The organism is Kitasatospora sp. NPDC034035, assembly GCF_055575755.1.
Map to the genome: position 1 here is coordinate 66,018 of NZ_JBVISA010000024.1, position 13,037 is coordinate 79,054.

The following is a 13,037-nucleotide window of genomic DNA, read 5'->3' on the forward strand; positions in this document are numbered from 1 at the left end:
GGGCATCGTCGTCCGGTCGTCCTCCCGTCGTCGTCCGGTCCGTGGATGGTCGGGAACGGCAGGTGGTCGGTGGGGCAGGATCGGGGCCGACGCCGCCGGACCCACCTCGGTCCGGACAACACCTGTGTGGGGAGTGCCTGCCGTGACTGCCGTAGAGATCCCGGGGTCCAAGTCCATCACCGCCCGGGCGCTGTTCCTGGCCGCCGCCGCCGACGGCGTGACCACCCTGCACCGGCCACTGGCCTCGGACGACACCGAAGGCTTCGCGCAGGGACTGGCCGCGCTCGGCTACGAGGTCGAGCGGGCGGCGGACCGGTGGCGGGTCACGGGACGGCCGGCCGGGCCCGCCGCCGAGGCGGCCGAGGTGTACTGCCGGGACGGCGCCACCACCGCGCGCTTCCTGCCCGCCTCGCCGCCGCCGGCCACGGCACCTACCGCTTCGACGCCTCCGCCCAGATGCGCCGCCGCCCGGTCGCCCCGCTGACCCGGGCGCTGCGCGAGCTGGGCGTCGACCTGCGGCACGAGGAAGCCGAGGGGCACCACCCGCTCACCGTCGTCGCCGACGGCGTCCGCGGCGGCGAACTCACCCTGGACGCCGGGGAGTCCTCGCAGTACCTGACCGCACTGCTGCTGCTCGGCCCGCTCACCCGGGACGGGCTGCGGATCACCGTCACCCGGCTGGTCTCGGCCCCGTACATCGGCATCACCCTCGCGATGATGCGGGAGTTCGGGGTCGAGGTGAAGCGGGAGCGGACGCCGCGCGGCGAGGTGTTCGACGTGCCGTCCGGGGGCTACCGGGCCACCGGGTACGCCGTCGAGCCGGACGCCTCCACCGCGAGTTACTTCTTCGCCGCCGCGGCCCTCGCCGGCCGGGAGATCACCGTCCCCGGCCTCGGCCGAGGCGCCCTCCAGGGCGACCTGCGCTTCGTGGACGTGCTGCGGCGGATGGGCGTCCGGGTGGACATCGGGAGCGACCGTACGACGGTGACCGGCGACGGCACGCTCGACGGCCTCACCGTCAACATGCGGGACATCTCCGACACCATGCCCACCCTCGCGGCGATCGCGCCCTTCGCGTCCGGGCCGGTGCGGATCGAGGACGTCCACAACACCCGGGTCAAGGAGTGCGACCGGCTCGAGGCCTGCGCCGCCAACCTGCGCGCGATGGGCATCACGGTGGCGACCGGGGACGACTGGATCGAGATCCACCCCGGCACGCCCCGCCCGGTCGAGATCGCCACGCACGCCGACCACCGGATCGTGATGTCCTTCGCCGTCACCTCGCTGCGCACGCCCGGGATCACGTTCGACGACCCGGGGTGCGTGCGGAAGACCTTCCCGGGGTTCCACGAGGCCTTCGCGCGGCTGCGGACGGAGTGGGCGGTCTGAGCGGGCGGCCTGACCGGGCGGTCTGACCGGGCGGTCTGACCGGGCGCCGACGGGGCGGAGGGGCGGAGAGACGAGGGGGCTCGGGCGGGTCCATGGATGTGACCCGGATCACGCTTGAGGTTGACCCTGGGGCGGGGTGGAGGCTCATCGCAGCGGGCCCGGCACCGAGCCGGGCACCACGGATTCGAAGGAGAGCGCCATGTCCACCACCTCTTCCCACCAGGGCCAGGACCGTCCGGAGCTGCGGAAGACGATCGAGGAGATCGCCGCGTCCGGCTTCGTCGGGGTGCAGCTGCGGGTGAACGACGAACACGGCGAGTGGGCCGGCAGTGCCGGGGTGCGCGAACTGGGCCGGGACGCGGAGGCGTTGGCCGACGGGCACTTCCGCATCGGCAGCTCCACCAAGAGCTTCATCGCGACCACGGTGCTCATGCTGGTGGCCGAGGGCAGGATCGCCCTGGACGCCCCGGCCGCCGACCACCTGCCCGCGTTCGGGCTCGACCGGCGGATCACCGTACGGATGCTGCTGCAGCACACCAGCGGGATCTTCAGCCACACCGGCGAACTCCTCGAGGACGGGACGGTCGTGCCGGGCGTCGCCTGGCGCGGCAGGGAATGGGTGGACCAGCGGTTCCGCATCTACCCGCCCGAGGAGCTGGTCCGACTGTCGCTGTCCAAGCCGGCCCGGTTCGCGCCGGGCACGGGCTGGAGCTACTCCAACACCAACTACGTGCTGGCCCGGCTGGTGATCGAGGCGGTCACCGGCCGCACGTTCGCCGAGGAACTGCAGCGGCTGATCCTGGGGCCGCTGGGAATGACCGGCACCGTCGCACCCGGCACCTCGCCCGAGATCCCCGAGCCCCACAACCACGGCTACTACCGCTACGAGGAGGACGGGCAGGAGAAGACGGTCGACATCACCCGCCACAACCCCACCTGGGTCGCGGCCGGCGGCGACATGATCTCCACCACCCGGGACCTGCACACGTACTTCTCCGCGCTGATGGGCGGCAGGCTCCTGCCGACCGGGCAGCCGGTCGATCTGCTCGCCGAGATGCGTACCCCGGAGGCGACGGTCGGCTACGGCCTGGGCGTGTTCGCGCAGGACCTGGGCCCGGGCGTCGGCACCCTCTACCACCACCACGGCGCCACCATCGGCTCGGCGACGCTGATGTACGCCACCCCCGACGGCCGCACGACCCTGACCGCCGGGCTGAGCTACGTGGACGACGCCGACATGACCCTCGCGGCCGGGTTCCAGAACGTCCAACAGCGCCTCGTCGACGAGGTGTTCCGCGGCGGGCAGGCCGACCCGGCACGGCCGACGGGCTGAACACCCGCGCCCCGTACGCTTCGGGGGGATCGTTCCCGGCGGTCCCCGGCGGTCCCCATCCACCCGGCGGTCCCCATCCACCCGGCGGTCCCCATCCACCCGGCGGTCCCCATCCACCCGGCGGTCCCCATCCACCCGGCCGGCGGCAGTGCGCGCAGCCGCCGGGCCCGAGCACGAGGCAGGCAGAGTAGATGGCGAACGGAGTCACGATCGGGCAGGCGGCGTCCTACGTCGGCGTCACGGTGAAGACCGTGCGGCACTACCACCAGCTCGGGCTCGTCGACGAACCGCCGCGCGACGCCTCCGGCTACCGGCGGTACGGATCGGCCGAACTGCTACGGCTCGTGCAAGTCCGCACGCTGGCTGCCGCCGGAGTGCCGCTCGCCGAGATCCGGCCCCTCCTCGATGCCGGCACCGAGGAGTTCGCCGTTGCCGTCGCCGATGTCGGACGGCGGCTGACCGAACGGATCGAGGAGCTGAGCGCACGCCGTGACACGCTGCACCGGCTCGCCGACGGCGACCGGGCCCTGCTGCCCGAACGCGCCTGCGCGATCCTGGACCGGATGCCCGGCCTCGGCTTCGGCCCCGACTACGTGGCCGCGCAACGCGAGGCCCTGGTGCTGGCCCGGGTGCTCGTGCCGGAGGGCTTCGACGGCTTCCTGGCCCAGCTCGAACACCGCCTCGACGACCCCGCGTACGTCGACCTGGCCAAGCGCGGCCAGGAAGCCGAGAGCTGGGAACCGGACGACCCCAGGATCGAGGAGCTCGCCACCGCCATGGCCGACCACTACCTCGCCAACCCCGCCCTCCTGGGCGACCCCGCCAGCCTGCGGGCCTGGAGCAGGGCCTCCGCCCAGTACCGGTTGATCGACAACCACCGCGGCGACCAGGCACCCGTCGCGGCCCGGCTGACCGCGCTCACCGAGGCCAGACTCCGCTCCGCCGGCGTACCCGCCCCCCGCCGCTGACGGGAGACCCGAGCTCCTTCGGAATCCCGGTTGCCGGGGAGCGGGCCCAGCGGCGAGGATCCCGTTCGTGTCCGAGACGACGGCGTTCGACGGGGCCGAGCTGCGGCCCTACCCCAAGATCCCCGCGCGCGGCCGCTCCGGCGGACCCGGCAGCCGCGAGTGGACCGCGGCGGAGAAGGTGCACGGCGCGCACTTCGCGATCGTCTGCGAAGGCGACTCCGTGCGGGCCGCGAAACGGCGCGAACTGCTGGACGACGAGGCCCTGGACGACTTCTTCGGGGTGAGCCGCATCTGGCCCCGACTCGCCGTCGCCGCGGCCCGGTTCGCCCGTGCGGTGCGCGAGACCTGGGGCCCCTCGGCGGTGGTGACGATCTACGGCGAACTGGCCGGCGGACGCTACCCCCACCCCGAGGTGCCTGCCGTCGCCGGGGTCGACCCGGTGCAGACCGGTATCTGGTACGACCCCGGCCTGCGCTGGCTGCCCTTCGACGCCACCGTGCAGACACCCGAGGGCCGCTGGTGGATCGCCGACCGTGCCCTGCGCACGATCGCGGCCACCGCCGGGCTCACCTGCGTACCGCTCCTCGCACACGGCCCGCTGAACGCGCTGCACGACCTGCCCGTGCTGTTCCCGAGCCGGGTGCCCGCGCTGAACGGGCTGCCCGAACTGGCGGACAACCTCGCGGAAGGGTACGTCCTCAAACCGGCCGGGCAATGGCAGGAGTCGGGCACGGAGGGGGCGGTGGTGCGGCCGCTGGTGAAGGTGAAACAGCGGGCCTTCGCCGAAGACGAGCGCTACGGCGGCGCCCGCCCCTATCTGCCCCCGCCGGAAGGCGCGGCCGGAGTGCCGGCGTGGCTGCTGGTCCAGGCATCGGCGCTGCTCACCCCCGCCCGGGCGGCCGCCGCCGTCAGCAAACTGGGGCCGCGAACAGCCACGGAGGCGGTGGCGGAGGAGATCGCGCAGGACGTGACGGACGAACTCGCCGAAGCCCTGGGCGGGTTGGAGACGTCCGCCAGGGCGGCGCTGCGGCGGTCGCTGGAACCGGGGGCGCTGGCCCTCGCGGCCTTCGACGCGGACGAGCGGCGCGGCACCTGAGCGATGCCGGAACGGGCGCCCGGGCGACGCGACTGCTCAGGGGGCCTGCCGTACCGTGATCATCGGTACCTCCCGGGGGGCTTCGGGGGCGCGGAAAAAATCTTCGGAGAAATTTCTCGACCGATGTCGAGGGCCCGCCCCGCCGCTCCGACCGAGAGGTGACAGCGCGCCGGAGGGGCGCGTGGGACCGGAGGGGACACCCGAGATGAAGTACCTCGCGATGATCTACGGCAACCAGGCCAAGTGGGACGCCTTCCCGGCCGAGGCCTGGCCGGAGGCGATCGCCAAGCAGGAGGCGTTCAATGCCAGGTACCGCGAGAGCGGCGAACTGGTCGGCGCGTACGGGCTGGCGGACGCGGCCGCCGCGCAGCTGGTGCGGCGGGCGGAGGGGGTGCCGGTGGTCACCGACGGGCCGTACCTGGAGACCAAGGAGTACCTGGCCAGCTTCTACCTCCTGGACTGCGAGAGCCTGGAGCGCGCCCAGCGGATCGCCGCCGACATGCCGTTCGCGGACGTGGAGCCGGTGGAGCTGTGGCCGATCCTGCACGAGTCGCCGGTGAACGACCTCCCGGTGAACGACCTCCCGGTGGGCGACCTCCCGGTGAGTGAGTGAGCATCGGCAACGTCTCCGTCGAGGGCCTGCTGCGCGAACTGGCGCCGCAGGTCCTCGGCGTGCTGGTGCGGCGGCACGGCGGGGCGTTCGACGCGTGCGAGGACGCGGTGCAGGAGGCGCTGCTGGCCGCCGCGCTGCAATGGCCGGCGGACGGGATGCCGGCGAACCCGCGCGGCTGGCTGGTGACCGTCGCCGACCGTCGGCTGATCGACCAGGTGCGCAGCGAGTCGGCACGCCGCCGCCGGGAGGAGTCACTGGCGCCGGCCACCCCGCAGGCGGCGCTGCTCGCCCCCGCCGCCGACGCGCCCGACCCGGCGGCCGACGACTCGCTCGCGCTGCTGTTCCTCTGCTGCCATCCGGCACTGTCCGTGCCGAGCCGGATCGCGCTGACCCTGCGTGCCGTCGGCGGCCTGACCACCGCGCAGATCGCCGCCGCGTTCCTGGTGCCCGAGGCGACCATGGCGCAGCGGATCAGCCGGGCCAAGCAGGCCCTGAAAGCGGCGGGCGGACGGCTGGCGCTGCCCGACGGCGAGAGCGGGGCCGCGCGGCTCGGCGAGGTCCGGCACGTGCTGTACCTGATCTTCAACGAGGGCTACACGGCCAGCGGCGGCGAGGAGTTGACCGTGCCGCGGCTCGCCGCCGAGGCGATCCGGCTGACCCGGCTGCTGCTGCGCCTCACCCCGGACGACGCCGAGACGGCGGGACTGCTCGCCCTGATGCTCCTCACCGACGCCCGCCGGCCCGCCCGCACCGGTCCGTACGGCGGGCTGGTGCCGCTGGACGAACAGGACCGTGGCTGCTGGGACCGCGAACTGCTCGGCGAAGGGCTGGAGTTGATCGCCGCCGCGCTCCCGGGCGGGCAGCCCGGGCCGTACCAGGTGCAGGCGGCGATCGCCGCGGTGCACAGCGAGGCGGCGACCGCCGAGGACACCGACTGGCCGCAGATCCTGGCGCTGTACGACCTGCTGCTGTGCTTCGACGCCAACCCGATGGTCGCCCTCAACCGGGCCGTCGCGGTGGCGATGGTGCACGACCCGGCGGCCGGGCTCGCCCTCCTCGACGGGCTCGCCGCCGACAAGCGCCTCGCCCGCCACCACCGCCTCCTCGCCGCCCGCGCCCACCTCCTCGAGCGCCTCGGCACCGACCCGGCCGCCGCCGCCCGTACCTACCGCGAAGCCGCCGCCCGGACCTCCAGCGCCCCGGAACGCCGCCACCTGGCGGCCCGGGCCCAGCGGCTCGAGGCCGGTGGAGGGGGCGTGGGCTGAGGCGGGGGCCAGCCGGCCAGGCCGGCCCGGCGGGTCGAGGGTGGGTTCAGGGGGCGTCGAGGGGGCTTCCCACGCTGCCGGGGCGGCCCCATCATGGGCTCCCGTTCGGGCAGAACCGTCCCCAGGAGGCAGAAGAGATGACGATCCCACTCCCCGTCCGGATCCAGGCCGCCGTCGTCCGGGGCGCGTACGCCCTGCCGGAGGGGCTGCGGCGGGCGATCGCCGGCAAGCCGGTGGTGCGGGACGGGCAGACGCTCGCGCTGGACGCGCAGTTGATCCTCACGCTGCAGCGGCTGTCGAAGGCGGCCCTGGTGATGCCGGGCGGGGTCGGGCCGTCGCGGGCCGCGATGGAGTACGCGCGGCACCTGGTGGGCGGGCCGACGCTGCGTTCGGTGGCCGCGCGGGCCGTCGGGATCCCGCAGGAGCAGGGGGAGTTGGCGGCGACGCTGTACACGCCGGACGGTCTGGCGGAGGGTTCCGGCCTGCTGGTGTACCTGCACGGCGGGGGCTGGGTGGTCGGCAGCCGGGCCAGTCACGACCACGTCGCCCGGTTCCTGGCGCAGCGGGCGCAGGTGCGGGTGCTGTCGGTGGAGTACCGGCTGGCGCCCGAGCACGTGTTCCCGGCGGCGGCCGAGGACGCGCTGGCCGCGTTCGACTACGCGCACGCCAAGGCGGCCGACCTGGGCGCGGACCCGGAGCGGATCGCGATCGGCGGGGACAGCGCGGGCGGCAACCTGGCCGCCGTCGCGACCCAGGAGGCCGTGCGGCGGGGTGGTCCCGCGCCGGTGTTCCAGCTGCTGCTGTACCCGGCGGCGGACGCCTCGGTCCGCCGCCCGTCGCGCGAGCTGTTCGCCGACGGGTTCTTCCTGACCAGCGCCGACATGGACTGGTTCGCCGACCGGTATGCGCCCGACCACGCCGACCGCACCGACCGGCGCCTGTCGCCGCTGCTCGCCGGGGACCTGTCCGGCCTGCCGCCCGCGTACGTCGGCACCGCGGGCTTCGACCCGCTGCGCGACGAGGGCGAGGCGTACGCGCGGGCGTTGCAGGAGGCGGGAGTGGCGGTGCGGTTGAGCCGGCAGCCGGACCTCATCCACGGCTACGCCAGCTACCTCGGCATCGGTCACCGTTTCCGGGAGGCGACGGCCGAGGCGGCCGAGGCGCTGCGGAAGGCGCTGGGCGGCGCGGCGTAGCCGGCGGGCCGAACAAGGGTCGGCGGGCCGAACAGGGGCCGACGGGAGCGGAGTGAAGGGCGGGGCCTCGGCGGGCCCCGCCCTTCGCGCGTCCGCCGCCGACCGTGCACCAGTTCACCGCCGCACAGGGGGTTCTCGGCAGTGGGCTCTTATTGTACTGTCCGTCTAATAAGCGGGTCAGCGGGAACCCGCGGCGCAGGCACCTGGAGGCAGCCATGGCTCTCACCCGGCAGACGGAGCACGGCCACACCGCCGCCGACGACGACGTCTCGAAGCGGCTGCTGGAGTCGGCCGCCACCCTCTCCTTCGACCCCTCGACCGAGATCGACTGGGACGCCCCGCTCCCCGAGGAGCATTACGGTCTCAATCCCGAGTGGAGCACGCTCTACGGCACCCGGCTGTGGGACGAGATGGCCGAGCGGCAGCGGGTCACCCTGACCCGGCACGAGGTCTGCTCGATCATGAACACCGGCATCTGGTTCGAGATGATCCTCCAGCAGATGGTGCTGCGCGACCAGTACCTCAAGAACCCCGCCGGCGCCGCGTTCCAGTTCGCGCTCACCGAGATCGCCGACGAGTGCCGCCACTCGATCATGTTCGCCCGGGCCTGCGAGAAGATGGGCGTTCCCGCCTACCGGCCGAACAAGCTGATCGCCCAGGCCGGCCGCGCGTTCAAGTCGCTCGCCAAGGGGGAACTCGCCTACGGCGGCATCCTGGTGGCCGAAGAGGTGCTCGACGTCATGCAGCGCGACTGGATGCGCGGCGAGAACGTGCTGGAGATCGTCCGCGGCACCTCCCGGATCCACGTGGTCGAGGAGTCGCGGCACATGAAGTTCGCCCGGCAGGAGGTCCGCGAGCGGATGCGCCACGCGAGCCCGGCCCGGCGGCGCGCCTCGGCCACCGGCATCGCCGTGGGCGCGTACGTCATCGTCACCAGCATGGTCCACCCGGGCGTGTACAAGGCCGCCGGGCTCGACGTGCCGCGGGCGATCGCCGAGGCGCGGGCCAACGAGCACCGCAAGGCGATGATGCGCACCAGCTCCCGGCACCTGATGGCCTTCCTCGCCGAGGCCGGGCTGCTCACCAGTCGATCGGCGGCCATCTACCGCCGCGTGCACATGCTCTGACGGACCGTCAGGCACGTCAGGTCACTTCCGCCCATCGCACACAGCGAGGACCCCACTCCGGCCATGGCCTACGCGATCACCCAGACCTGCTGCAACGACGCCTCGTGCGTGTCCGTCTGCCCGGTCAACTGCATCCACCCGACCCCGGACGAGCCGGAGTTCGGCACCACCGACATGCTCTACATCGACCCGCAGGCGTGCATCGACTGCGGCGCCTGCGCCGACGCCTGCCCGGTGGACGCGGTGTTCCCGGTCGACCGGCTGCGCGGTCCGGACACCGTGTTCGGCGACCTCAACCGCGACTGGTTCCGCGACCACCCCAGCGACCACGCCTGGGGCCGGCCCAGCTTCCCGCGCAGCCTGCCGGGCGAACTCGGCGCGCTGCGCATCGCCGTGGTCGGCACCGGGCCGTCCGCCGGGTACACCGCGCAGGAACTGCTGCGCAGCACCAGCGCCGAGATCACCATGATCGACCGGCTGCCGGTCACCGGCGGTCTGCTGCGGCACGGCGTCGCGCCCGACCACCAGTCCACCAAGCGGATCGCGGAGAGCTTCGCGAGCGTCTTCCGCGACCCGCGGCTGCGGATGCACCTCAACGTGGACATCGGCACCGACGTCACCCACCGGGAACTCGCCGCGCACCACCACGCGGTGGTGTACGCGGTCGGCGCGGCCGCCGACCGCCGGCTCGGCATCCCCGGCGAGGACCTGCCCGGCAGCCTGCCCGCGACCGCGTTCGTCGGCTGGTACAACGCCGATCCGACCGTGCCGGCCGACGCCGTGGAACTGTCGGCGGAGCGGGTGGTCGTGGTCGGCAACGGCAACGTGGCCGTGGACATCGCCCGCATCCTGCTCACCGACCCCGACCGGCTCGCCGCCACCGACATCGCCGACCACGCCCTCGCCGCGCTGCGCCGCAGCCGGGTGCGGGAGGTCGTGCTGCTCGCCCGGCGCGGTCCCGAGCAGGCGGCCTGGACGAGGGCGGAGTTCCTGGCGCTGCGGCAGCTGCCGGGCGTCGAGGTGGTGGTCGAGGACCACCCGGAGGTGCGGGCGGCGATCGAGGCGGCGGTGGCGGATCCGCAGACCGCACCGGACTCGCGGACCGCGCCGGACTCGCAGGCCGCGCTGCTCGCCGGGCTGCCGCTGGTCCCGTGCGACGGGGCCGCCGAGCCGGGCCCGGCCGCGGGGCGGCGGATCGTGCTGCGGTTCCTGTCGGCGCCGGTCGAGCTGTCCGGGGACGGGCGGGTCGAGGCCCTGACCGTCGAGCGGACCACGCTGGTGGACGGGGAGCGGGCCGAGGCCACCGGGGAGAACGAGGTGCTGCGGGCCGGGCTGGTCGTGCGCTCCATCGGGCACCGCGGTGTGCCGGTGCCGGGGCTGCCGTTCGACGAGCAGACGGGGACGGTCGCGCACCGGGGCGGCCGGGTCGTCGACCCGGCGACCGGGCAGCCGCTGCCGGGGACGTACGTCGTGGGGTGGGCCAAGCGCGGGCCGTCCGGCGGGATCGGCGCCAACCGGGCCTGCGCGCGCGAGACCGTGGACGCGCTGCTGGACGACGCGGCCGCCCGCGCGCTGCCCGTACCGGGGGCGGGGCGCAAGGACTTCGACCGGCTGGTGCGGCGTCGGCGGCCGGACGCCGTCGGGCTGAGGGAACTGCGGGCGGTGGACCGGGCCGAGCGGGAGCGGGGCGAGGCCGAGGGGCGGCCCCGGGTGAAGCTCGCCACCGTGCCCGAGCTGCTGGCGGCGGGCCGGCGGCGGTAGGCGCGGGACATGTGCAGGAAGTCGACCGGGCCGACTTCCTGCACATCAACCCCGGGCCGGGCCCCGCGAGGGGTTGATGTGCGGGCCTCCGGGTTGACGCGACCGTGTCCCGGCGCGGGTGGGGTGCGTTGGGCCGGTGTGAGTGGATTCGGGGTGATGCCGGTACCGCGTCGGCGGCCGGTCGAAGAAACGATCCTGCATGGGCTGGAGCCACCCGGGGAACCCGATCCGGAGGCGCCCATCTACGCCGAGCTGGCCCGGCGGTGGCAGGCCGAGGGGCGGTCCGTGCCCGGACTGCCCGACCCGGTGTGGGAGACCCTGGCCGCGCCCGGCGGCGGGGGTCAGCCCACGGGATACGCCTCCGGGTAGAACTGCCGGGCCCAGCGTCGGAACAGCCCGAGCGAGCGCTCCCCGGGGACGAGCCGCGGCTGCTCCAGGTAGCGCTTGTGGGCCAGCACCGGCCGGTCCTGCTTGATGATCCGCACCGAAGCCTGCAGCGCCAGCCAGGACGCCGCCCGGTCGAGGGCCCTCGCCGACCCGACCCCCGGCACCGGCACCGTGCTGCTCACCGCGAACCGGATCCTGGTCCGCCACGGCGCGACCGGCGTCGCCAGCAACCAGACCCGCAACGTGCTGCGCAGTTCCGGCAGGTCGGCCACCAGGCGCATCATCCCGAGCCCGGCCAGCGTCACCGGCTGCTCCAGACGGACCGCGCCCAGCCCCGGGAAACGGGTCGTGGTGCGCTGGTGGACGGTGAACAGCGGGCCGTCCACCTCCGGCGGGGCGGTCTCCCGGGTGTCCAGGCCGTGCAGCACGCTCACGTGCCGGAAGTCGACGCTGTTCTCCATCACCTCCTGCGGGTGGGACAGCACCTCCCCGCTCCACCAGGCGAGCGGCCGCACCCCGACCGCCGGCGGCAGCTCCCACCCGGGAGCCTCGCCGTCCGCCCCCCGCCAGACGAACAACGCGCCGTCCCGCTCGCAGAGCCGACGCGTCGTCAGCGACGCCCGGAACCGGGTGCCGTCCGGCGCTCCGGTGCACGAGCCGTCCGGGCCGAAGGCGAAACCGTGGAACGGGCAGACCAGTTCCTCGCCCCGGACCGTCCCGCCCGCCCCGAAGTGCGCGCCCAGGTGCGGACAGTGCGGCCCCACCGCACGCACCGCGCCCCGACGGGTCCGGTACAGCACCACGTCCTCGCCCATCAGCCGGGCCGTCCGCACCCGCCCGGGCGGCAGGTCCCGGACCCGGCCGACACAGAACCAGCCGCTCGGGTACGGCAGCGGCGCGCGGCGTTCGTCCATGACGGAGGTCACCTCGAGGGCTTGACGGCGGTGTGAACGTACCAGGCGACGTACTCGCGGACGGCGTACATCTCCACCGTGGAACGGAGGTTGAGCCACTTCGCCGGATCGCCGAAGCGTCGCAGGACCTCCCACGGCAGCCGGAAGTACGCGTACACCGCCTCCGAGGTGGGCGTGTAGTACGGCGTCGCGTCCAGCGCCTCCTCGACCTCGAAACCGGCCTCGGTGAGCAGCCGCGGCAGGTTGCGGGCGTGGTAGAGCCTCGCGCCGGTCATCGCCATCGCGTCCAGGTACGGTTCGAGCAACGCCCGTGCGTGCGGCTCCAGTTCGTCCAGCGGGACGGTGCTCATCGGGCCGAGCAGGACCAGCCGGCCGCCCGGGCGCAGCACCCGGTGGAACTCGGCCAGGGCCCGGGGCGGATCGTAGGAGTGGACGAGCGTCTCCATCGAGTACGCGCCGTCGAACTCGTCGTCGCCGAACGGGAGTCGGTGGTAGTCGCCCCAGGAGAAGGCGGTCCGTCCGTCCAGCGCGGCGCGGGTGCTGAGCCGGCGGGCCTGCGCGAGGTGGAAGTCCAGGACGTCGACGCCGGTCACCGTCAGCCCGAACCGCGCCGCCATCGCCCGCGCCACCACGCCCGCCCCGCACCCGGCGTCCAGCACCCGGGCCCCCGCCCGCAGTGCCAGCTTGCGTCCCAGCACGTCCTCGAGCTGCCGTTGTGCCCGCCACAGCCGCCACTTCGACTGCCCCGGCTCCGTCCACCCCCAGTGCCGGGCGTTGCGTGCCACCCGGGTGTAGAACCACCGGCTGCCGGCCCGTCCGTACACCCGGCGCAGCCCGGCCAGATCGAGTTGCTCAGCGCCCATGTGGACACGCTAACCGCGGGCCCGGCCTCCTCCCGGCGGCGCCACGGGCGGTTGCCCCGCCGGGAGGGGTTGTACGGTCATCGGACTTGAGTGACTGAATGACATGAGTGATCAGCTGAACAGCACCT

The 13,037-nt window shown here is 74.2% G+C and carries 10 protein-coding genes and 1 pseudogene; 9 read left to right on the forward strand and 2 right to left on the reverse strand.

Annotated features, from left to right (window positions below; all coding sequences use genetic code 11):
- The first annotated feature begins 142 nt into the window (after window positions 1–142).
- The 9 genes and pseudogenes from aroA to ACZ52J_RS29385 all read left to right on the forward strand — a co-directional run bounded on the left by aroA (window position 143) and on the right by ACZ52J_RS29385 (window position 10,745).
- A pseudogene (gene aroA, locus ACZ52J_RS29345) lies at window positions 143–1,389 on the forward strand (3-phosphoshikimate 1-carboxyvinyltransferase).
- A gap of 199 nt (window positions 1,390–1,588) precedes the next feature.
- The gene (locus tag ACZ52J_RS29350; protein ID WP_465623029.1) at window positions 1,589–2,722 is read left to right on the forward strand and encodes a serine hydrolase domain-containing protein; all 1,134 of its coding nucleotides are present in this window, start codon (window positions 1,589–1,591) and stop codon (window positions 2,720–2,722) included.
- Between the two features lie 191 nt (window positions 2,723–2,913).
- Window positions 2,914–3,690, forward strand: a complete 777-nt coding sequence (locus ACZ52J_RS29355) for a MerR family transcriptional regulator (RefSeq protein WP_465623030.1) — start codon at window positions 2,914–2,916, stop codon at window positions 3,688–3,690.
- Window positions 3,691–3,757: 67 nt separating this feature from the next.
- Window positions 3,758–4,786, forward strand: a complete 1,029-nt coding sequence (locus ACZ52J_RS29360) for an RNA ligase family protein (protein ID WP_465623032.1) — start codon at window positions 3,758–3,760, stop codon at window positions 4,784–4,786.
- A gap of 205 nt (window positions 4,787–4,991) precedes the next feature.
- Complete coding sequence (locus tag ACZ52J_RS29365; RefSeq protein ID WP_465623033.1) at window positions 4,992–5,399, forward strand: YciI family protein; 408 nt, start codon at window positions 4,992–4,994, stop codon at window positions 5,397–5,399.
- Window positions 5,396–6,664, forward strand: coding sequence for an RNA polymerase sigma factor (locus ACZ52J_RS29370; protein WP_465623034.1), 1,269 nt, complete (start codon window positions 5,396–5,398; stop codon window positions 6,662–6,664). Before ACZ52J_RS29365 ends, ACZ52J_RS29370 begins: the two co-directional genes overlap by 4 nt.
- 137 nt (window positions 6,665–6,801) lie before the next feature.
- Window positions 6,802–7,857 (forward strand): alpha/beta hydrolase, encoded by a 1,056-nt coding sequence (locus ACZ52J_RS29375; protein ID WP_465623036.1) that lies wholly within the window; start codon window positions 6,802–6,804, stop codon window positions 7,855–7,857.
- A gap of 215 nt (window positions 7,858–8,072) precedes the next feature.
- Complete coding sequence (locus ACZ52J_RS29380; RefSeq protein ID WP_465623038.1) at window positions 8,073–8,984, forward strand: AurF N-oxygenase family protein; 912 nt, start codon at window positions 8,073–8,075, stop codon at window positions 8,982–8,984.
- Window positions 8,985–9,047: 63 nt separating this feature from the next.
- On the forward strand, window positions 9,048–10,745 hold the full coding sequence (locus ACZ52J_RS29385; RefSeq protein ID WP_465623040.1) for an FAD-dependent oxidoreductase: 1,698 nt from the start codon (window positions 9,048–9,050) through the stop codon (window positions 10,743–10,745).
- A 341-nt stretch (window positions 10,746–11,086) separates the two neighbouring features.
- On the opposite strand, the gene ACZ52J_RS29390 is transcribed toward ACZ52J_RS29385, so the two are convergent.
- Together ACZ52J_RS29390 and ACZ52J_RS29395 are read right to left on the reverse strand one after the other, a co-directional pair.
- A complete protein-coding gene (locus ACZ52J_RS29390) occupies window positions 11,087–12,046 on the reverse strand; it encodes an aromatic ring-hydroxylating oxygenase subunit alpha (protein WP_465623041.1) in 960 nt (319 codons plus the stop codon).
- 8 nt (window positions 12,047–12,054) lie between these two features.
- The gene (locus ACZ52J_RS29395) at window positions 12,055–12,909 is read right to left on the reverse strand and encodes a methyltransferase domain-containing protein (protein ID WP_465623043.1); all 855 of its coding nucleotides are present in this window, start codon (window positions 12,907–12,909) and stop codon (window positions 12,055–12,057) included.
- Between the last annotated feature and the right edge of the window lie 128 nt (window positions 12,910–13,037).

Bases quoted from the DNA above. Each gene is read 5' to 3' on its own strand.
- ACZ52J_RS29375 (WP_465623036.1), top strand. From the start codon at position 6,802: ATGACGATCCCACTCCCCGTCCGGATCCAGGCCGCCGTCGTCCGGGGC.
- ACZ52J_RS29355 (WP_465623030.1), top strand. From the start codon at position 2,914: ATGGCGAACGGAGTCACGATCGGGCAGGCGGCGTCCTACGTCGGCGTC.
- ACZ52J_RS29385 (WP_465623040.1), top strand. From the start codon at position 9,048: ATGGCCTACGCGATCACCCAGACCTGCTGCAACGACGCCTCGTGCGTG.
- ACZ52J_RS29395 (WP_465623043.1), bottom strand. From the start codon at position 12,909: ATGGGCGCTGAGCAACTCGATCTGGCCGGGCTGCGCCGGGTGTACGGA.
- ACZ52J_RS29365 (WP_465623033.1), top strand. From the start codon at position 4,992: ATGAAGTACCTCGCGATGATCTACGGCAACCAGGCCAAGTGGGACGCC.
- ACZ52J_RS29380 (WP_465623038.1), top strand. From the start codon at position 8,073: ATGGCTCTCACCCGGCAGACGGAGCACGGCCACACCGCCGCCGACGAC.
- ACZ52J_RS29390 (WP_465623041.1), bottom strand. From the start codon at position 12,046: ATGGACGAACGCCGCGCGCCGCTGCCGTACCCGAGCGGCTGGTTCTGT.
- ACZ52J_RS29350 (WP_465623029.1), top strand. From the start codon at position 1,589: ATGTCCACCACCTCTTCCCACCAGGGCCAGGACCGTCCGGAGCTGCGG.